Here is a 19,680-nt window from a genome sequence, read left to right on the forward strand (position 1 = left end):
CGGTGGTCTCGAGTGTGGCGGTCACAGTTCGCGCAGTTTCTGCCGTCGGACGATGTACACGAAGAAGGGCGCCCCGATGAGCGCGGTGATGATGCCGACGTCGATCTCGGCGGGTCGCGCCACGATGCGGCCCACGACGTCGGCGGCGGTCAGCAGTCCCGCCCCGACGAATGCGGAGAAGGGCAGCAGCCACCGGTTGTCGATACCGATGAGCAACCGGCACAGGTGCGGCACGACGAGACCGACGAATGCGATGGGGCCGGCGATGGCGGTCGCCGCTCCGCACAGCAGCACAGCGCCGAGCGCGGCGATGCCGCGGGCGAGAGCGACGCGTTCCCCGAGTCCGGCGGCCATGTCGTCGCCGAGCGCGAGGGAGTTGAGGCTGCGCGCCGACAGCAGGCAGATGACGAAGCCGACGATGAAGAACGGCAAGGCCTGGGAGATGGCGTCGTAGTTCGCGCCGCCCACGCCGCCGATCTGCCACGACCGCACGCTGCCGGCGATGTCGCCGCGCGGCAGGATCACGGCGGTGACGAACGACGCGAGCGCCGCCGAAGTGGCGGCACCGGCGAGGGCGAGTTTGAGGGGTGTCGCTCCCCCACGCCCGAGCGACCCGATCGTGTAGACGAACACCGCAGCAGCGGCGGCACCGATGATCGCGATCCAGATGATCGAGGTCTGCGTCCACAGTCCGAACCACGCCATGCCGATCACGACGGCGAGCGAGGCGCCCATATTGACGCCGAGAATGCCCGGGTCCGCCAAGGGATTACGGGTCACCCCCTGCATCACGGCACCGGCGAGACCGAGCGCCGCGCCGACCAGCAGCGCGAGCACCGTGCGCGGGATGCGCTTGGCGATCGCGCCCTGACCGATGTTGTCGGTGGCGCCGCCGAGGGCCGCGACGATGTCGGCCCAGTCGACGTTGCGCGAACCGATCGTGATCGATGCGATCACCAGCAGGACGAGCACACCGAGCAGAACGAGAAGCCAGACGGAATTGCCGATGGCCGAGCGCCCCTTCTCCGGGGCGCTCGGCATCGACTCGTCGTGTAGTGCGGTCACTCCGCGTTCGTCTTGGCAGCTGCGTCGGAGAGCAGCTGGACGTAGTCGGAGAGGACCCAGGAGATCGCCAGCGGCGTCGGGTTCGCTGCGGTACCGAGCGGGCCGGAGCCGTCGAGGAAGACGATCGAGCCGTTGCGGACGGCGGGCATCTGCGACAGCAGCGGATCGGCCTCGAGCGCGTCGACGAGTTCCTGGTCGCCGTAGGTGACGATGATCTGCACGTCGTCGAAGACGTCGACCTGCTCGGCGCTGACCTTCTTGGAGAAGGCGTCGTCGGTGGAGGCGTCCGCGACGCTCTTCGGGGTGGCCAGTCCGAGGTCCTCGAAGAAGGCGGCGCGGGTGTCGTTGGCGGTGTAGAAGCTGACCTGGCTCAGGTCGGCGGTGTCGACGTGGGTGAGGAACATCGTCGCCTTGCCCTCGAGTTCGGGGTGGGCGGCGGCCGCGTCGGCGATCTCCTGTTCGAGGCTCGCGACGAGCTCCTTGCCCTCCTCGGCCATGCCCATTCCGGCACTGTTGAGCTCGATCATGTCGCGCCACGAGGTGGCCCAGGGCGCCTCCGGGTACGCGACGACGGGAGCGATCTCGCTGAGGGTCTCGTAGTCCTCCTGCGTCAGACCGGAGTAGGCGGCGAGGATGACGTCGGGGTTCGTGTCGGACACGGCCTCGAAGTCGATGCCGTCGGTCTCGTCGAACAGCACGGGGGTCTCGGCGCCGAGTTCCTCGAGACGCTCCTCGACCCACGGCAGCATGCCGTTGCCGTCGTCGTCACCGAAGTTGGCGGCCGCCATTCCCACCGGCACGACGCCGAGCGCGAGCGGCACCTCGTGGTTGGCCCAGTTCACCGTGGCGACGCGTTCGGGCTTCTCGTCGAGGGTGACGGTGCCGAGCGCGTGCTCGATGGTGATCGGGTACTCGCCCGAACCGGCGGAGCCGGACTCGGCGGTGTCCGAGGAGTCGGAGGATCCACAGGCGGTGAGACCGAAGGCGACCGCGACGGATGCGGCGGCGATCGTCAGAAAGCGCTTCGAACGCATGGAGGCAGAACTCACTCTCGTACGGGATGGGGACTCGGCCCTATCTGCCGCGAGCAGTTAGGCGAGGTTTGCCTAAACTTAATGTCGATCCCCGTCCGACGCAATCGCTCGATCGGGACATCTCCTGTAGCGATCGGGACATCAGCCGACGCGGAACACCCCGGGCGTCGTGCCGGTGACCCGGCGGAAGGCCGCACCGAACGCACTCGCCGACCGGTAGCCCACCTGCTCGGCGACGTCGTCGACGTCGGTGCCGTGACCGAGCAACATCACCGCTCTCTGGGCACGCACCGCCGCGACCCAGCGCCCGAGACTCAGGCCGGTCTCCGACCGGAAGGTGCGAGTGATGGTGCGGGTGCTCACACCCAGTTCGGCCGCCCAGTCCGAGAGCGTCCGCGGATCGCTCGGGTCCTCGGCGATCGCCTCGACGATCGGCCGCACGACCGGCGACGAGGGCACCTGCACCATCAATTCGTTCTCGGCGGGCGCGAGCACGTCGATCACCATGCGTTCGGTCAGCGCGCGCGAGTCGTCGCCCAGGCGGTCGTCCGCCAGCCGGTCGAGCAGCAGTCGCAGCAGGGACGTCATCTCCACCGCCACCGGCCCGTCGGACAACGACGGCGCCGCGTCGATCCCGAAATGTGCGGTGCGGTACCAGGTTCCGGCGGGCAGGACGCCCCAGTGCAGCATGCCCGCCGGAATCCACAGTCCCATGGTCGGGGTGATGGTCCATGTGCGCGAACCGATGGTCGCGGTGGAGGCGCCCCGGTCGTTCCACAGCAGTTCGTGCGTCGGATGCGAATGCGCCTCGAAGCGGGTCTCGCGGGAGACGAGCTCGTCCATGCCCGCGATGACGAAGGGCACGTCGATCTCGCCGGCCTCGTAGACCGGCAACGTCCTGCTCTCGACCGCCTCGACGCTCTTCACCCGACGCCCTCCTCCGCTCCGCGACGACGACAATCCTCACACGTCGCGCTGCCGAGGCGCCGGTCAGGACAGGATCTCGACGTACCCTTCCGTGCCGTGCACGCGGATGCGCTGTCCGTCGCGGATGATGCGGGTCGCGTCCTCGACACCCACGACGGCCGGCAGCCCGTACTCGCGCGCGATGACCGCGCCGTGGGTCATCACGCCGCCGACCTCCGTCACCAGCGCGCTGACGGTGACGAACGCCGGGGTCCAGCTGGGGTCGGTGAACGCCGTGACCAGGATGTCACCGGGTTCGAGATCGGCCCGGTCCATGTCGGTGACCACGCGGGCGCGGCCCTCCACGACACCGGTCGACACCGCGATACCGGGTAGCGCCCCGTCGGGCAGTCCGTCACGGCAGTACGCGCCGGTGAGCGTCTCGCCTGTCGACAGCAGCACCCGAGGCGGCGTGAGCGTGGCGAACGATGCGAACTCCCGCTTCCGCTCCGCAACGAGGTCGCCGACCGGCCGCGGCGCGCGCACGACGTCCTCGAGTTCGTCGAACCGCAGGAAGAAGATGTCCTCCTCGTCGTCAACGACTCCGTCTCGGACGAGACGTTCCGCCTCGCGCAGCAGTGCCTGCTTGTAGACGAAGTAGCGGCCGATCATGCCGTACTTCGGGTACTCCCGATATCCCGCGAAGGCACGGACCCGGTCGACGAGCCTCTCGATCTCCTCAGCCTTCTGTTCTCCGTCTGGGAGGCCCCGCACGCGTTCTAAGAGTTCGCGCTTCTTCTCCTCCGCCTGGCGGCGACCCTCGTCGAAACGCTGTGTCGCGGCACCGGGTTCGAAGTTGTCGAGATTGCTCACGATCATCGGCACCAGCATCGTGGGGCGCTCACCCCACCTGGGCCGGGTGATGTCGATTTCCCCGACACACCGCCTGCCGTACCTGTCGAGGAAGTCCTCGAGTGCCGCTCGTACCTGCGGTCCGCCCTCACGCGCGCCGAGTGCGTCGAGGAAGCGTGCGTCGTCGAAGCCCTCCGCGTCGACCTGGCGCAGGAACGCTACGACATCCGGGTACGGGCGCGCGGCATCGGCGACGTCGAGCAGCGCCAACCCCATCTCCGAGGTGACGTTGTAAGGAACAGACCGGGAGATGACGTCCGCAACGTTCTTCTCCCCCAGCCATTCCCGACCCAGCTCGTTGAGCCGCTCGGCGGCCTGCATACCGGCGGCGAGCACCTCTCCGACCTCCTTACCGAACAACGATTCCTGCAGCTCGCGGATGTCGGCGCGCATGAAATCGAGCAGCGCCGAACCGGTTTCGTTCTCGATGAGACGCGCCGACTCGGCAATCGCGGCCTCGTTGCGCGCCACGAGTTCGGGCACGACGGCAGGGTCGATCTCGTCCGGGGCGGGTGGCAGACCGACCCGCGCGGCGGCAGGATCGTCCGGGCGCGTCGGGACGAATCCTCGATCGAGCACGGTTCGCAGCGCGTCGCCGAAGAGCGGGTCGGAACTGCCGATCATCCCGACGATGCCCGGCCCCTGGGTGGGTGAGGCCAGCATGGGCGTGACGTCGACGAACAGCCGCCCACCCGCGTGTCGCATGGGCGCACGGCTGGTCAACTGCCACATGGAGATTCCCAACGGTTTCAGCGGATCGGTCATCATCTGCTGGTGACCGACGGAAAGGTAGACGTGGTTGTCGTCGTCGCCGACCTCCGGGACGGGGAACAGCGTGGTGATCGGGCGGCTCTGCACGATGTGGAAGACGCCGGCGGCCAAGCACCATTCGATGTCCTGGGGACGCCCGAAGTGTGCTTCGATGCGTCTGCCCAGCTTGACGAGTTCGACGAGGTGCGTGTCGCTCAGCACCGGTGCCTCCTGGCGCTGCGTCCGGTCCACGACCTCGCCGGCACGCACCGCGTACGCGTCGGCGTTCACCAGACCCGACACCAGGTCGTCGCCAAGCCCGGCGACCGCATCCACGCAGGACACCGTGCGATCCGAGGTGACGGGATCGGCGGTGAACAGCACACCCGATTCCTGCGGGAACACCATCCGCTGCACGACCACCGCCATGTGTACCTTCCGATGGTCGAAGCCGTTGTTCACCCGGTAGGCGACGGCACGCTTGGTGAACAGCGAGGCCCAGCATCTGCGCACGTGCCGGAGAACGTCTTCGACGCCCCGGACGTCCAGGTAGCTGTCCTGTTGCCCCGCGAACGACGCCGTCGGCAGATCCTCGGCGGTCGCGCTCGAGCGCACCGCGACGGGCACGTCCTCCCCGAGTTCGCGGACCCGCGCGGCGATCTCCTCCGCGATGTCGCCGGGGATCGTGCACTCTTCGATCTCCGTACGGATCTGCGTGCTCAGCGCTGCGATGTCGTCGGGTTCGGCCTTCGCGAGTCGCTCGAGCAGGTCGTCGACACGCGGTAAGTCGGAGAGCACCGTTCGATAGGCGTCCGTCGTCACGCAGAACCCGTCGGGCACGTCGACGTCGTCGAGGCGACACAACTCCCCCAGGCTCGCCCCCTTGCCACCCACGATCGACACCGCCGTGCGGTCGATCTCCCGAAAATTCTGTACGTAGCCCATTCCTGCTCCCCACCTGTGACTTCAATGCTGTGTGAGCGAGTATGAACCCAATTTTCGATCCTCATGAGGGCCGAGGATCCGGTATAACGTGAGAGGGGGAAGACGAATTCCGACGCTACAGCGGAATGCCGAACTGCGAACCCAGCCGCAACGCCTGGTCCGCCACCCGTTCCGCCAGGTCGACCCGCTCCTCGAGACTGCCGGTGAGCAACACCCACGAGCGTCCCGTGGCAGTGAGCGCGTCGACGAACCACTCCGTCATCTGTGCGCGGATGTGTTCGCCGTCCCGGATGCCGTCCTGCACGAACGGAACACCGTTGTGGTCGGTGAGCAGGTACAGCGCTCGCCGGTCGCGGACACCGCGCCACGCCCGTTCACTGCTACCGAGATAGCGGCGCTCCCACACGGTGGTCGCGAACGCGTCGGTGTCGCAGACGAGCAGCGGAGACCCTTCCCGTGCTGCATGTTCCTCGAGTTGCGTCTGCTCGACGGCGATGTTCTCGAAATCGTCGCCGGTCCACACGATGTCGTCGACGGTTCCGGTGCCGAGCTTGTCGTAGGTGACCTGTCGGCCGTATTCGGGCACCCATCCGGTTCGTTCCCACACACCACCTCGATTTCGGTATCGACGCACCAACTCTCGACTCACGGTGGTGGTGCCCGTGGATTCGGAGCCGACGACGACGATGCGGGTCGTGAGGCCGGCACGGGCCGGTGCGTCGAGATCGTCCCAGCGCCCGACGAGATCGCTGCGGCAGGCCGTGCCGGATGCGGGATGCGCGACCCGCAGCGGGTCGACGCACACGTGCGTGGCCGAGAAGCGTCGAGCGAGCTCGTCGCCGTACTTCTCGCTGGAGACCACCGCATCGACCGGAACATCGGTGACGGTGCGCGCGGCCGCTTTCATACACGCGACCTGCGCGGTCCACACGGTGTCCGATTCCAGGTCCATCGGTGCGTCGCACGGAATCCCCGTCACGGTGACCGTCGTATCGGCGGCGTGCGATTCCCGCATCCATGACACGCGGTCGCCCAACGGAATCGTCTCCGCCGCAGAGGACATGACGACGACGGTGACGCGCTCGGCGACTTCCGCGGCACGCCGGACGAGGTGATGGTGACCGACGTGGGGTGGGTAGAACTTCCCGATGACGAGTGCGTGCCGATACATCAGCGCACCTCCACGAGTTCCTGCTCGGCCGCCATGGAGCGTCGCCAGGCAACCAGACCCCGAATGCACAGGAGCAGGAACCCTGCATACAGCAGTGCCGTGAGCGTCAGTCCCTTGTGCAGGTAGAGCGGGATGTAGATCAGGTCGGCGGCGATCCACAGCAGCCACGACTCCCACCGTTTCTTCGCCTGCCCCCACGTCGCGAGCAACGACAGCACGGTGGTGGTCGCGTCCCAGAACGCGACGGTCGAGTTCGTCGCGACCTCCAGCAACGCCGTCAGCCCGATCACCGCAGCGACACCGACGACCGCGAGCACGCTCCACTCGGTCGTGTTCGTGCCCGTCACCGGCAGGGCATCCCCGTCTCTGCCCCGCGCCCAGTTGCTCCACCCCCACACGGCGAGCGCGATGTACACAACCTGCAGTCCGGAATCGGCGTAGAGCCCGGCGGTCGCGAAGAGCAGGATCCACACGAGGTTGTTGGCGATACCGATCGGCCAGTTGAGGATCGACTGCCGCCCCACCAGGTACACGCACCACGCGCCGCTGACGAAGCCGAACACTTCGGCCCAGGTGGTGGGCGTACCGAGTGCAGTGAACGCCGTCGAGTTCAGAAATGCGATCATCATCGCCGCCTTTCGCTTGTGGCAGCGATTAGATCATGTTTGCTCTAAATGATGCAACGGTGAAATCGACTTCGGTGTTCTCGACGGCGCTATACGACGTCGAGAACACCGAAGTTTCGGGAATCAGCGGGGGTCGGGGCCCTCCACGAGCGGCAGGGATTCGTCGGCGGTCCACGCGTTGAGCGAACCGTCGTACACCGCAACGTCCGACCGACCTGCAGCTGCGAGCGCGTGCGCGAGTCCGGAGGCCGCGATGCCGCCGCCGCAGTAGGTCACCGGCTTGACGTCCGGGTTCAGAGCGCCCGCCTTGTCGAAGATCTCGCGCAGTTCCGCCGCCGGCTTCAAGCGTCCGGTCGACGGGTCGACGAGATCACCGAAGGGGATGTTGATGCTGCCCGGGATGTGCCCGCGTCGCGGGTAGGACGGGCTCTCCCCGCGGTAGGTCGCGGGATCCAGGGCGTTGATGATCAGTGTGTTCGGGTCGTCGAGCGACGCCGCGATCTCCTCCGTCGACCGCACGAGCTCGGGCCGGTGCTGCGAAGTGAACGTCGCACCGTGCGGGACCACCTGCTCGTCCGAGACCGGATATCCGGCGGCCTTCCAGGCGGGTAGTCCGCCGTCGAGCACGGCGGCGTCGTCGAAGCCTTCGAGCCGCAGCTGCCACCACAGTCGCGCGGCCCAGATGCCGTTCTTCTGGTCGTACAGCACCACCCGACGTCCCTCACCGATGCCGACCGCACCGGCGGCGGTGGCGAACCGCTCCGACGACGCCGCGGTGAACGGTTGCGGCGCTTCGTGATCGGAGAAGTCCGTGAACAGGTCGGCGTAGACCGCGCCGGGAATGTGTTCCTCCAGGTAGGTCGCCAACCCGGGCTCGATGTGCACGGACCCGTCCGGTGGCATGCTCAGGTGCACGGTCGCGTCGACGATGACGAGGTCCTCGTCCCCCAACTGCTCGTACAACCACTCCGCGGAGACGGTGTTCGGCTTCGTGTCGTTCATCGAGGTCCTCCTCTGCTCTCGGTGTCTCCCTCCAGTAGAGCAGTCACAGGACTCCGGTGGGTTCGTCCCCGCTCAGCGGGGACGAACCCACCGAAATCGACGTCAGATCTGTTCGGTCCGGGCAGCGGCGAGGTTCTTGCCCCGGGTCTCCGACGCGATCCACGCGGCGAAGATCGTCACACACGCGGTACCGACGAGGATGAGGCTCAGCGGCAGGCTCGATCCGTCCGACGCGACCAGCAGGCTCGCCGCGATCATCGGCGTGAAGCCGGCGCCGATCAAGCTGGCGAACTGGTAGCCGAACGACACCCCGGTGTACCGCACGTCGGTGCCGAACATCTCCGACAGCATCGGTGCGAGCGGCGCGTACATCGCCGACTGCACGACCTGCCCGAACAGCAACGCGACCGTGAGCAGCGCGATCGAACCCGTGTTGATCATCATGTACAGCGGGAAGGCGTACAGCACCGCGACGGCCGCACCCGTGAGGCTCACCGCGCGACGTCCCACGCGGTCGGACAACGCCGAGAAGCCGGGGATCGCGAAGATCGAGACGACCGACATCAGCACCAGAATCCGCATGACGGTCGACGAGCTGTATCCCACCGATGTCGTGTAGGCGATGATGTGCGACGTGATCAGAGCCGTCATCGCGAACGGGCCGATACCCACCGCACACGCAAGGATGAGCGGGCGCGGACGCCGGAGCAACTGCAGCACCGGTGGTTTCGCCTCCGCGGCGTCCTCCGCTCTCGCCGCGGCCTGCTCGAAGACAGGACTCTCAACGACACTCATGCGCACGTAGAGGCCGATCGCCAGAAGCGCTGCGCTGGCGATGAACGGCAGTCGCCATCCCCACGATTCGAACGACTCGTCCGGCAGCAGGGTCGCGAGCATCACAGCCGACGTCGACAACAGGAATCCGATCGGCGAACCGAGCTGCATGAGGCCGGTCCACAGTCCGCGACGACGGTCGTCGGAGTGCTCGGCGACCATCAGTGCCGCGCCACCCCACTCGCCACCGACGGCGACACCCTGCACGACACGCAGCGTCACGAGAAGGACGGGCGCCAGCATGCCGATCTGTTCGTAGGTGGGAAGGATGCCGATCGCGAAGCTGGCGATACCCATCATCACCATCGTGATGACGAGCATCGACTTGCGTCCGAGCCGATCGCCGAAGTGCCCGAACACCAGGCCGCCCAGCGGTCGCGCGACGTATCCGGCCGCGAGTGTCCCGAAGGCGGCGATCGTCGAGACCGCCGAGTTCGACGACGGGAAGAACAGGTCGCCGAAGACGAGGGCGGCCATCGTGCTGTAGAGCAGGAAGTCGTAGTACTCGATGGTGGTGCCGAGCAGGCTCGAGAGGGTGACCTTCCGCAGTTGCGCGATGTCACCGGACGGCGGGCTCTGTACGTCGCGTGCTGTGTTCGTTTCCTCGGTGGGGGCCGACGCAGGCTGCTCCATTCAGCACTCCTGGGGATCGCAGGGACGGAATCGATGGGGTCACAGCGGTTGCGTGACGCCCATCACCTCGACTCTGTCGACCCGGGCGAGACGATCCAAGGACGCGCCCGCTCAATGGGACGTTCCCGGAAGGCTCAGGACCGAACGACGATTTCGGTGGATCCGGCCCCGCTGAGCGGGGTCTAACCCACCGAGATCGGGCGAGCGTTCCAGCTGTCCTCGACCACCCGCGGCTTGCAGGCCTGATAGGCGCCGGTCACCAACACGGCGACGGCGACGGTCATGAAGGCGAAGGAGGCCGTCCAGCCCGAGGTGAGGTCGTGGAAGACGCCGAACAGCAGCGGGCCCAGGCACGCCACGGTGTAGCCGACGCCCTGAGTGAAGCCGGACAGGGCGGCGGATCCGGCGTGGCTGCGGGAGCGCAGGTTGATGAGGGTCAGGGCCATCGGGAATGTGCTCGGGCCGAGTCCGAGCAGCACGATCCACAGGATCGGGGCGCTCATCGGCGCGATCCACAGACCGGCGAACGCGACGAGGAAGCACGACGCGCACGCGACGACCACGGGGAACGGATTCGTCATCCGCGCGCACAGCGACGGAGCACCGAACGCAGAGACGAGTCCGAGCAGGGCGAACAGTCCCACCATCGCGCCGCCGAAGGCGGGGCTGGCTCCGGCGTCGGCGAGGATGTCCGGGATCCACGTGAACATCGAATAGGTGACGAGCGACGTCATGCCGAACATGCCGGCCATCCCCCAGCCCACCGGCGACCGCCACACCCTGCCGTCGACGTTCCGGTCGACGGGAGCCACTTCCCCGGCATCGGCGTTCCGATGACGCAGCAGCACCCACACCCACGGAACGGCCGCGGCGAATCCGACGAGCGCCCACACACCGAGCGAGACGCGCCAGCCGAAGGCGTCGGCGAGAGGAACCGCGACGAAGGCGGGCACGATGGTGCTCAACTGCACGCCGACGATGTATACCGAGCTGACGAGTGCCAGCGTGTCGGAGAAGTAGCGCTTGACCAGAGGGGGGATGACGACGTTGCCGATGCCCATCCCACCGAGCGCGAGACCCGACAGGAGCAGCAGCGACCAGGTGTCGGTCATGAGCGCGCGGGTCGCCATGCCCACGCCGGCCATGAGCATCGCGATGAGCGCGGTGCGTTCGAGTCCCCATCGTCGGCCGAGCGCCGGGGTGGCGAGTCCGAAGGCCGCGAACATCGCGGTCGGGATCATGCCGAAGACGCCGACGACGGTGGACGAGAAGCCAATCTCCTCGCTGATCTGTGCAGCGAGCGGGCTGAACGAGGTGACCGCGAGTCTCAGCACGAGGGCCGACATCGCGATCGCACAGAACACCAGCAGCCGGCCACGCAGAAGACTCACACCGGAAATCATAGGATGATGGGATGACTTTGGGAAAACCTGTTCAGCGCACGAACCTGATCGAGCAGGTCACCGAGCAGTTGCGCAGTGAGATCTGCAACGGTCGCTGGAAGGTGGGCGAGAAGATCCCCACCGAACCTCAGCTGTGCGAGTTCACCGGCACCGGACGCAACACCGTCCGCGAGGCCGTGCAGGCACTCGTCCACACCGGCATGCTCGAACGCCGGCAGGGCTCGGGCACCTATGTCATCGCGACCTCCGACGTCACCGGCACCCTCGGCAAGTACTTCGCCACCGCCCACGAACGCGACGTCCTCGAACTGCGGCAGGCCCTCGACGTCACCGCCGCCGTCCTCGCCGCGCGCCGACGCACCCCCGACGACGTGGCCCGGCTCGAGCAGTTGCTCGCCGAACGCAACCGGCTGTTCGCCGGATCCGACACCGACGCCGCGGTGGCCGCCGACGTCGCCCTGCACCGCGGCATCGTTGAGGCCAGCCACAACGCGGTGTACCTCGAGTTCTACGACTCGCTGCTCCCGTCGATCCGGCGGACCATCGACCGGCACGTCCGCGTCACCGGTCTCGGCTTCGAACCGGAACACACCGCGCTGGTGACCGCCGTGATCGCCGGCGATGAGGACGCCACCGTGGAGGCGGCGCGGGCACTGTTCGCGGAACTCACCGACTGAGGCCACCCCTCATCGGACCCCGGCCGAGCGCAGGGCGTCCGCGAGGGTGTACGACTCCGGAGAGCTCAGGAGAAGTTCGTCGAACTCGGCGCCGGGGCCACCCAGCGCGACGCGCAGCACCGGATGACCTCGCTTCATGGCGACCAGGCGCTTGATGCCGCGCGGGTGTCGGAAGGTGCCCACTTTCAAGAATCCGGAGATCACGATGCCTGATCTGATACCGAGGATCTCGGACGTCCATCCCGGAAGGACCTCCACGCCGGTGATCGCCGAGATCGGCACCTCCATCGCGGATCGGCGGACCAGGAAGGCTTCCCACCGAGAGAAGGACAGGTGGAGGGTTGCGTTGTCGTATGTCGTTTCGGCCATGACGTCGGACCTTCCGTCGACGGTAAACTGACTACAGCACTGAGAACATTATCACGGTGATAACAATGATGGGTAGGTACCGATGGCGAAGACGTCCCCGATCGCGGAAGTCGTGCTGCATCCGGTTCGACTGCGGATCGTGCAGCAACTCGGAGGACGGCAGCTGACCACGAGCGAACTCCGGTCGGCACTACCGGACGTCACCCAGGCCACGCTCTACCGCCACGTCGCAGCGTTGATCGACGCCGAGATCGTCACCGTCGTCGACGAACGTCGCGTGCGTGGAACCGTCGAACGCACCCTCGCGCTCGGCGACCGCATGGCACACCTCGGCCACGACGACCTCGCCGCCATGAGCGACGCCGAGCTGCGCAATGCCTTCGTCACCTTCCTGGGCGCGCTCGGTGAAAGCTTCGACAGATTCATCGGGGACGACGATCGGAGCCTGCGGGACTATCTGGGTTTCGGGACCACCCCGCTCTACGTCACGACCGACGATCTCGCGGAGATCCAGAGCAGGCTCGCCGACATCCTCGCCCCGTATCGCACGGATACCGGTGACGACCGAATGCGCATCACCCTGACGACCGCGGTGATACCGGCTCCTCCCAGCACTGCTTCCGAAGAGGGGTAGAGGCCGGCAGAGGAGTAGACCTCAGCGGAACTCGTCGACGTGCGCACCGGCCCACTGCGCGAAGATCGTCGTGGGCCGGCCGAAGTCGAACCGATGTCGGACGGTTACGCCTTCCCGTACCGTGTCTGCGGGAGGTAGACATGACAATTGCCGGTTCACTGTTCCGTCTCGCAGGTCCCTTCAACTCCATGGTCATGGGAGCCGCCGGTCTACCCGTCATCGGTAACCGGATCCGTAACTATGTCGCACCGATCACGTACACGGGTCGAAAATCCGGCAGGAAGATCACGTTGCCGATCAGTTACCGACGTTCGGGCGACTCCGTGACGATCGGCGTCGCGATGCCCGACGAGAAGTCTTGGTGGCGCAACTTTCTCGGCGCCGGTGCTCCCATGAGCATCCAACTCGACGACAAGGGACGCACCGGCCACGCCGTCGCGACACGCGACGAACGCGGTCGCGTCGAGGTTGTGCTGCAACTCGATCCCGCCTGATCCGGTCATCCGAGACGAGCGGGGCACTCAGCGGCACAACGCGGCATATCATTCCGGTGAACAACGCGCGTAAGGGAATTCGGCGGCGGTAACCTGAGCGGTACACGACATCATCACGATGCCGCTGGACACCATCCGGAAAATTTCGCTGGGATCCTCTCGGAGGCCGACGTGCGTGGATTCGGTATCGATCTCGGAACAGCCAACACCGTCGTCGGAACTCCCGACGAGGGCATAGTCCTCAACGAACCGTCACTGATGATGGTTCGGACGAAGGAACCGCGCCGCGCGCTCGCGATCGGCAAGGAGGCGAGCGATCTCGTCGACCGCACACCCGGTGGGATCACTCCCGTCCACCCGATACGCGACGGGGTGATCGTCGATCTCGAAACGGCACGGACATTCGTCACGGCCGTGCTCGCCCAGCTCGCGCCGCGCCGCCGCTACGGCATCCGTCCGATGGGCGTCATCGCAGCTCCCGCCGGGGCCACGCCGCTCGAGCGTCGGGCGCTGCTCGAGGTGGGGCACGAGGCCGGCCTGCGGAAGGTCGGGTTGATTCCCGAGCCGGTCGCCGGTGCCATCGGGTGCGGGATCGACCCGCTCGAGCCCCGGACCCATCTCGTCGTCGACATCGGCGGTGGCACTTCGGAAGTCACAGCTCTCTGCTACGGCGGTGTCCTGTCGCACCGCAGTTGCCGCATCGCCGGGGACGACCTGACGAGCGCGATCCTCCGGTATCTCCGCGCAGAACACCAGATCCTCGTCGGTGAACTCACTGCCGAGCGTGCCAAAGTGGGTGCGCCCGAGACCGCCGACGAACGGTCGCTCGTGGTCGAGGGTCGCGACGCCGCGACCGGCCGCGCGCGTCTGGTGACGCTCGAGACCGAGGAGATCATGGATGCCGTCCGGCCCACCACGACGAGCATCGTGCAGACGCTGTCGAGCTGCCTCGACGACCTGCCGCCGCGCGCGATCAGCGACGTGATGTCCGAAGGCATCCTGGCAATCGGCGGAGGATCGATGCTGCGCGGCGTGCCGCAACTGCTCGAGGAGGCCTTCGGCCTGCCGGTGAAGACCGCCGAGCGTCCGCTCACCTGCGTCGCCGAGGGCGCGACCTCGTGCATCGAGCACGCCGACGTGATCGCCGCCTACGCCGCCTGACCTGTCAGGGATTCGGCGTCCGGAGCTGCGCGAGGTAACGCTCGAGCAGACCCTTGACGACCGGTCCCGAGGTGGCCGATCCGAAACCGCCGCCGCGCACCAGTGCCGTCACCACGACCTCCGGCGACTCGGCGGGCACCACCGCGGAGAACCACGCGTTGAGTCCCTTGCCCGGTGCCGACGGATCCTCTGCCGTGCCGGTCTTGGCGGCGGCCGTCACCGGCAGGCTCGCGAGCTGACCGGCAGTGCCGGCCGACGCCGATGCCCGCATGCCCGCGCGCACCGGTTCGAGCTTGTCGGCGAACGACAACGGCCGAGGTTGCTCGGTGGGAATCGGGACCGCGTCGCCGGGTCCGTAGGCGGCAGCAAGCTTCGGCGTCACCATCTGCCCCGACGCGATACCCGCCGTCCACCGCGCGACCTGGATCGGCGTCGCCGTGACGGTGCCCTGACCGATACCCATGAGCAGGGTCGAACCCGGATACCAGGCACCGCCGATGCTCTCGACGTTGTCCGGGGTACCGAGGAAGCCCGCGGACTCGGCCGGCAGATCGATCCCCGAGGGGGCACCCGCGCCGAGCTCGGAAGCGACCTGCGCGATGCGGTAGGGACCGAGAAGGTCGGCCAGTTGGTAGAAGTAGACGTTGTCGGACCACTGGATCGCCCCGAGCAGGTTGTTCGGGCCCATCGGCTGCCAGTTGGCGAAGGTGTGACCGCCGTAGTTGTAGGCCGCACCACCCGCCAGGAAGGCATCCGGGGACAGCACGTCGAACGCGGCGTTCGTCGACGCCGTCACGATCTTGAACGTCGACCCCGGTGGCACTGCCGTCTGCACCGCATGGTTGAGCATGCGGCCCGGTCCCGATGCCTCGGTCTGCGCCGCGATCGCGGCCAGGTCGGCCGGGGGTCCGTAGACGTTGTTGTCGTAGCCGGGGACGCTGGCCAGCGCCAACACCGCGCCGGTGCGGGCGTCCATCACGACCGCCGCGCCGAGGTCGCCTCCGCTGGTGCGCACCGTCTGCGCGAGCGCGTCGGTCGCGGCCCGCTGCATGCCGACATCGAGATGCAACCGCAGGTCGTGGCCGCGGATCGGATCCACCCGCTCCCCCGTGCCCACCGGGCGCCCGGACGGATCGACGTACACGCATTGACGGCCGTCGACGCCACGCAGCAACGCGTCGTACTGCCGTTCGAGCCCGGCCTTGCCGACCCGAGATCCGAGCGCGAGGGTCGGCCAGAGCTCCATGTCCTGCTCGTCCGCGATGCCGACGTACCCGAGGAGCGACGCCAGCATCTCCCCGTGCGGGTACTGCCTGCGGCCCGTCGGGTAGACGAGCACCCAGGGCAGCCGAGCGTCCACGATCGCCCGGGCCTGTTCGGGCCCGACTCTTCCGAGCACGACCTGGATGTCCCCGCCGGTACTGCTCCGCAGTTCCTCGTCGAGCTTCTCCGGAGGCATGCCGAGCAGGGCGGCGAGCTCGTAGCGCGCCGACGGGGCACCTTCGGCGAACATCCGGGCGACCACGGCGACCGTGTACTCCGCGACGTTGGTCGCGACGGGAACGCCGGTCCGGTCGAGGATCTGGCCACGCTCGGCGGGCAGACGGATGCAGCGGAGCATCTGCGTGTCGCTCGTCGCGCGGAACTCGGTGCCGTGCTCGGTCTGCATCTGCCACGCGAACACCGACATCGCGGCGAGCGAGGCCGTCAGCGTCAGCGCACCCACCGACACTCCTCGTGGCAGACGCCGCTTCTTGGGCTCGGTCACCCACAGCGGCCGGGTCACCCCGTCGCGGCGCACTGCGAGCACCAACCCGATCGAGACGAACCCGATGATCGAGGCGGTGCCTCCGTAGCTGAAGATCGGGATCGGCATACCGGTGTGCGGCAGCAGCGACAGGCTCTGGGCCACCGACACCACGGTGTGCAGTCCGAACACACCACCGATACCCGCTGCGACGAGCGCTGCCTCCCTGGTGCGTGCGACGCGCGCGGCGACCACGGAACGCCATACGATGATCACGACGGCCGCAACGACGGCGATGCCGGCGACCAGACCCCACCCGTACACTAGGCTCGCGAAGGCCAGGTCGTGTTCCGATTCGGGGAGATATTGCGCCCGCAGGTCGTAGTCCGGTTCGCGGCCGAGGCCCCACCACCCGGCACTGCCGATCGCGATGTCCGCCTGCCACGCCGCCCAGCCCGATCCCTGCGGGTCGGCGTCGTTCGACAGGAAGACATGGATCCGCTCGAGCTGATACGGGCGCAGGAACAACACGGCCATCGGCAACGAGGCGAGGCCGAGCGCGAACAGCGGGAACAGCGACCGCAACGGGACTCTCGCCAGGATCAGCATGAGCAGCACGGTCGCCACGAGCACCACGGCGGTCGAGAGGTCGGGTTGCAGCGCCACCAGGGCGATCGGCACCGCCGACACGATCAGGACACCGACGAACCTGCCGAGCGTGTACCCGCCGGCCAGTATCGCGGCGGGAACCATGACCAGCGCCAGTTTGGCGATCTCGGAGGGCTGCAGGGTGAACACGCCGAGATCCAGCCAGCGTTGAGCGCCCTTGGTCGCGATACCCACCAGCGGCACCGCCGCGAGCAGGACCACCGACGCGGTGAACAGCGCCCACCCGAAACGGCCCAGAGCGGCGATCCGCATGCGCGACGTCACCCACATCGCACCGATCCCCGCGGCGGCGAGCAGGGCGTGACGCACTGCGAGCGACGACATGCCCGTCGAGATCATATTGAGCATGCCGAGAGCGACCAGTGCGACGGCCGCCGTGACGAGCCAGGGATCGGACGGGTGCCTATCCGCCGTCACGAGAGCCCCCAGGCACGCAGGCGGCATTCTCGGCGGGAACGTACATCGGCTCGGACGCGGCCGCTGCGGGAACGGTGGTGACCGCGGCGACGGCGAGTGCCGACCCGGGTGGCAGGTCGACGCTTCCGATGCCGTAGGCCTCCGGGCTTCCCGCCGGCACCGGCAAGGTGATCTCCCCGCCCGGCAGTGTCACGCCCATACATCGGTCGTAGACGGTCAGATTCCATGTGACCGCACCGATATTCGCCGCAGGGTCGAGCCCGACGTCGACGCGCACAGTGCACGAGCGTCCCGGCTCGCACGGGCCGTTCGCGAAGCTCGCGGCGACCTGCGTGATCGGTCCGGCGCTACCGGGAAGACCGGTGCCGACAGGCCCCGGCACGGGCGCTCCCGGCGCGACTTCGGGCACCGGTGGCGGTGGTGAGACCGGATCGATCCGGTCGTCCATCGACGACTCCACCGGGTCGAGAAGGGTGTGCCAGCCACGATTCAGCTCCGACCACGCTGCGGGAGCCACCCACGCCAGCCCGACGAGCGCGATGATCGCGAGCAGCGCCATGACGGTCCGGCGTCGCGGCAGCCGTCGCTTCTTGCGATGCCACACCTTTCCCGCCGGCGGGCGACGGCGATTCGGGACGAAGGTCCTCTCGTCCGTCAGGCGCGGCACGTCTGCCCGTTCCGCCGTACCGTCCACCGGACGAGCATGCCCCTTCACCACCGAGACGAGCGCGGCGATCTGCGATCGTTTCCTTTCGACCTCGGTTTCGTCGAATTCGGTTGCGGCAGCATAACGAACGCGTCTCGCCAGACCGACGAGATCCGTCGACTCGGCGATCGCCGCGTCCACTCTCTCCTCGAGCGCTTCGTTGCGGCAGTTCGTCACGATTCGGCGAAGAAGATCGGCTGTCGCGTCGCGTACCTCGTCCCAGGAGCGTGCGTTCTTGACGCAGTCGATCGTGAGCTGACCACCCTCGAACACCATCACAGCGTCGCCGCGAAGGCGGATCGGATGGTGACCCCGGGTGTGCGCGAGTTCGAGTTGATCAACCGCATCGGTGACGAGCAGCGCGGCCTGCGCAGGCGTCAAAGTCGCTACGGCAAGCAGTCTTCCGAGTTCTACGCCGCCGCCCCCTGCGTCGTCGTCCGTCCGAGTGGGCGGTCCGGATCGAACCTCGACGGACTCGTAGTCTCTCGCATGGATTCCCAAGACTGCTTCGATCATCGCGCATCCCGAAAACGCCAGGCCTCCCGCAAGTGTCAGCCAGACCGGAGCGGGCGGGTGAATTGACCTTGAATTGCCTTTCCCACTTGACGACTCGTTACCGAAATCCATTGTGTGTCATTTGCCCAAGAGTTGCCTCGACTTTCGAACGAAACCTTGCGGCACTCCTGCCCCGGAGACTGTTACCCCCGGGAACACCCACCGATCACTCGCCGTCCGCATACACCGTGTCGGGACGTGCCGGGTGGTGGCGCCGGGCGTCGAACGGTTCGAGCCAGACCTGCACCGTCGCGAACAGGCCGCGCTGCGGGAGACGGAAGTCGCCGAAGCGGTCCTGGTGGGTCAGTGGACCTTCCGGCCCGAGATCGACTCCCCGGACCACGGCGCGCTCGGTGTGCGCGACCCACAGTTGCCGGGGGTTGGCCCGGAACCACTGCCCGTTCGGCAGGTGCCCACCGAGCCGCATCCGGCCGGCGCCGAGCACCGGCCCGGCGGCGCGACCCATCGCGGCCAGCACCGTCGGGCTGTGCCAGAGGGCGTCGGGCATCAGACTGCCCGCCGCGTTCATGACGGTGGTCGCTGGCGAGGTCGTCATCCGGAGATCCCACTCCAGTTCGGTACCGACGGTCACGTGCAGGTCGGCCGGGCCGGTCCACTCGGCGCGCACATCGGTCTGCTCGATCCTGCTCAGCGCGCGACCGAGATAGCGCGGGCAGCTCAGTTCGGCGGGCACGTCGCTGTACACCGTCCACGTGCCGTCCGGGTCGCGGTGCCACACGGATGTGAAGCCGTCGCCGATGCTGTTGGTCGGGAATCTGCGCAGCGCGAGATAGTGGCCGCTCGCGAACGGCGCGCCGATCACGGCGTAGCCGGCGAAACGCTCTCCGGAAACCCGGGGCAGTTCGCAGGACTGCTGGGCGGCTGCGTGCGGGGTGATGGTCATGTCGTCCTCCTCGATTGCGGGTACTTCGATCCTGTGCTCGCGGCGTCCGCACGTCATGAGGCCGCT

At 67.6% G+C, this 19,680-nt stretch carries 17 protein-coding genes; 4 read left to right on the plus strand and 13 right to left on the minus strand.

The window, feature by feature from the left end; translation table 11 throughout:
* Window positions 1–21: 21 nt before the first annotated feature.
* The 9 genes from B9C99_RS17655 to B9C99_RS17695 form a co-directional block, all read right to left on the minus strand.
* Window positions 22–1,065, minus strand: coding sequence for an iron ABC transporter permease (locus B9C99_RS17655; RefSeq protein ID WP_088898749.1), 1,044 nt, complete (start codon window positions 1,063–1,065; stop codon window positions 22–24).
* Entirely contained in the window at window positions 1,062–2,099 is a 1,038-nt protein-coding gene (locus B9C99_RS17660; protein ID WP_088898750.1) for an iron-siderophore ABC transporter substrate-binding protein, read from the minus strand. Before B9C99_RS17660 ends, B9C99_RS17655 begins: the two co-directional genes overlap by 4 nt.
* Before the next feature lie 141 nt (window positions 2,100–2,240).
* Entirely contained in the window at window positions 2,241–3,026 is a 786-nt protein-coding gene (locus tag B9C99_RS17665) for an AraC family transcriptional regulator (protein WP_088898751.1), read from the minus strand.
* A gap of 63 nt (window positions 3,027–3,089) precedes the next feature.
* Window positions 3,090–5,612: a phosphoenolpyruvate synthase gene (locus B9C99_RS17670; protein ID WP_088898752.1), complete on the minus strand. Its 2,523-nt coding sequence runs from the start codon at window positions 5,610–5,612 to the stop codon at window positions 3,090–3,092.
* A gap of 115 nt (window positions 5,613–5,727) precedes the next feature.
* A complete protein-coding gene (locus B9C99_RS17675) occupies window positions 5,728–6,783 on the minus strand; it encodes an AAA family ATPase (RefSeq protein WP_088898753.1) in 1,056 nt (351 codons plus the stop codon).
* On the minus strand, window positions 6,783–7,412 hold the full coding sequence (pnuC, locus tag B9C99_RS17680) for a nicotinamide riboside transporter PnuC (RefSeq protein ID WP_088898754.1): 630 nt from the start codon (window positions 7,410–7,412) through the stop codon (window positions 6,783–6,785). Before pnuC ends, B9C99_RS17675 begins: the two co-directional genes overlap by 1 nt.
* Before the next feature lie 120 nt (window positions 7,413–7,532).
* Entirely contained in the window at window positions 7,533–8,411 is an 879-nt protein-coding gene (locus tag B9C99_RS17685) for a sulfurtransferase (protein WP_088898755.1), read from the minus strand.
* A gap of 102 nt (window positions 8,412–8,513) precedes the next feature.
* Window positions 8,514–9,878 carry an MFS transporter gene (locus tag B9C99_RS17690; protein ID WP_088898756.1) on the minus strand — a complete coding sequence of 455 codons (1,365 nt, stop codon included), beginning with the start codon at window positions 9,876–9,878 and terminating at the stop codon, window positions 8,514–8,516.
* 182 nt (window positions 9,879–10,060) lie between these two features.
* Window positions 10,061–11,281, minus strand: a complete 1,221-nt coding sequence (locus tag B9C99_RS17695) for an MFS transporter (RefSeq protein ID WP_088898757.1) — start codon at window positions 11,279–11,281, stop codon at window positions 10,061–10,063.
* Window positions 11,282–11,292: 11 nt separating this feature from the next.
* Here B9C99_RS17695 and B9C99_RS17700 point away from each other — a divergent pair, with 11 nt between their 5' ends.
* Window positions 11,293–11,958, plus strand: a complete 666-nt coding sequence (locus tag B9C99_RS17700) for a FadR/GntR family transcriptional regulator (RefSeq protein WP_088898758.1) — start codon at window positions 11,293–11,295, stop codon at window positions 11,956–11,958.
* Between the two features lie 9 nt (window positions 11,959–11,967).
* Here B9C99_RS17700 and B9C99_RS17705 read toward each other — a convergent pair whose 3' ends face one another.
* Window positions 11,968–12,327 (minus strand): hypothetical protein, encoded by a 360-nt coding sequence (locus tag B9C99_RS17705; RefSeq protein ID WP_088898759.1) that lies wholly within the window; start codon window positions 12,325–12,327, stop codon window positions 11,968–11,970.
* An 82-nt stretch (window positions 12,328–12,409) separates the two neighbouring features.
* Between B9C99_RS17705 and B9C99_RS17710 the strand changes: the two genes are divergently transcribed.
* The 3 genes from B9C99_RS17710 to B9C99_RS17720 all read left to right on the plus strand — a co-directional run bounded on the left by B9C99_RS17710 (window position 12,410) and on the right by B9C99_RS17720 (window position 14,616).
* Window positions 12,410–12,961, plus strand: coding sequence for a helix-turn-helix domain-containing protein (locus B9C99_RS17710; protein ID WP_088898760.1), 552 nt, complete (start codon window positions 12,410–12,412; stop codon window positions 12,959–12,961).
* A gap of 140 nt (window positions 12,962–13,101) precedes the next feature.
* Complete coding sequence (locus B9C99_RS17715) at window positions 13,102–13,455, plus strand: hypothetical protein (RefSeq protein ID WP_060654408.1); 354 nt, start codon at window positions 13,102–13,104, stop codon at window positions 13,453–13,455.
* A 171-nt stretch (window positions 13,456–13,626) separates the two neighbouring features.
* Complete coding sequence (locus B9C99_RS17720) at window positions 13,627–14,616, plus strand: rod shape-determining protein (protein ID WP_088898761.1); 990 nt, start codon at window positions 13,627–13,629, stop codon at window positions 14,614–14,616.
* 4 nt (window positions 14,617–14,620) lie between these two features.
* On the opposite strand, the gene B9C99_RS17725 is transcribed toward B9C99_RS17720, so the two are convergent.
* From B9C99_RS17725 to B9C99_RS17735, 3 genes are all read right to left on the minus strand, one after another.
* Window positions 14,621–17,449, minus strand: coding sequence for an FtsW/RodA/SpoVE family cell cycle protein (locus B9C99_RS17725; protein ID WP_088898762.1), 2,829 nt, complete (start codon window positions 17,447–17,449; stop codon window positions 14,621–14,623).
* Window positions 17,436–18,536, minus strand: a complete 1,101-nt coding sequence (locus tag B9C99_RS17730; RefSeq protein WP_088898763.1) for a hypothetical protein — start codon at window positions 18,534–18,536, stop codon at window positions 17,436–17,438. Before B9C99_RS17730 ends, B9C99_RS17725 begins: the two co-directional genes overlap by 14 nt.
* 340 nt (window positions 18,537–18,876) lie before the next feature.
* A complete protein-coding gene (locus B9C99_RS17735) occupies window positions 18,877–19,614 on the minus strand; it encodes a hypothetical protein (protein ID WP_253250115.1) in 738 nt (245 codons plus the stop codon).
* Between the last annotated feature and the right edge of the window lie 66 nt (window positions 19,615–19,680).

Source organism: Rhodococcus sp. BUPNP1, assembly GCF_002215235.1.
In the GTDB taxonomy this organism is placed as follows: Bacteria; Actinomycetota; Actinomycetes; order Mycobacteriales; family Mycobacteriaceae; genus Rhodococcus.

Bases quoted from the DNA above. Each gene is read 5' to 3' on its own strand.
- B9C99_RS17675 (WP_088898753.1), bottom strand. From the start codon at position 6,783: ATGTATCGGCACGCACTCGTCATCGGGAAGTTCTACCCACCCCACGTC.
- B9C99_RS17700 (WP_088898758.1), top strand. From the start codon at position 11,293: ATGACTTTGGGAAAACCTGTTCAGCGCACGAACCTGATCGAGCAGGTC.
- pnuC (WP_088898754.1), bottom strand. From the start codon at position 7,412: ATGATGATCGCATTTCTGAACTCGACGGCGTTCACTGCACTCGGTACG.
- B9C99_RS17715 (WP_060654408.1), top strand. From the start codon at position 13,102: ATGACAATTGCCGGTTCACTGTTCCGTCTCGCAGGTCCCTTCAACTCC.
- B9C99_RS17705 (WP_088898759.1), bottom strand. From the start codon at position 12,327: ATGGCCGAAACGACATACGACAACGCAACCCTCCACCTGTCCTTCTCT.
- B9C99_RS17695 (WP_088898757.1), bottom strand. From the start codon at position 11,281: ATGATTTCCGGTGTGAGTCTTCTGCGTGGCCGGCTGCTGGTGTTCTGT.
- B9C99_RS17690 (WP_088898756.1), bottom strand. From the start codon at position 9,878: ATGGAGCAGCCTGCGTCGGCCCCCACCGAGGAAACGAACACAGCACGC.
- B9C99_RS17685 (WP_088898755.1), bottom strand. From the start codon at position 8,411: ATGAACGACACGAAGCCGAACACCGTCTCCGCGGAGTGGTTGTACGAG.
- B9C99_RS17735 (WP_253250115.1), bottom strand. From the start codon at position 19,614: ATGACCATCACCCCGCACGCAGCCGCCCAGCAGTCCTGCGAACTGCCC.
- B9C99_RS17660 (WP_088898750.1), bottom strand. From the start codon at position 2,099: ATGCGTTCGAAGCGCTTTCTGACGATCGCCGCCGCATCCGTCGCGGTC.
- B9C99_RS17710 (WP_088898760.1), top strand. From the start codon at position 12,410: ATGGCGAAGACGTCCCCGATCGCGGAAGTCGTGCTGCATCCGGTTCGA.
- B9C99_RS17670 (WP_088898752.1), bottom strand. From the start codon at position 5,612: ATGGGCTACGTACAGAATTTTCGGGAGATCGACCGCACGGCGGTGTCG.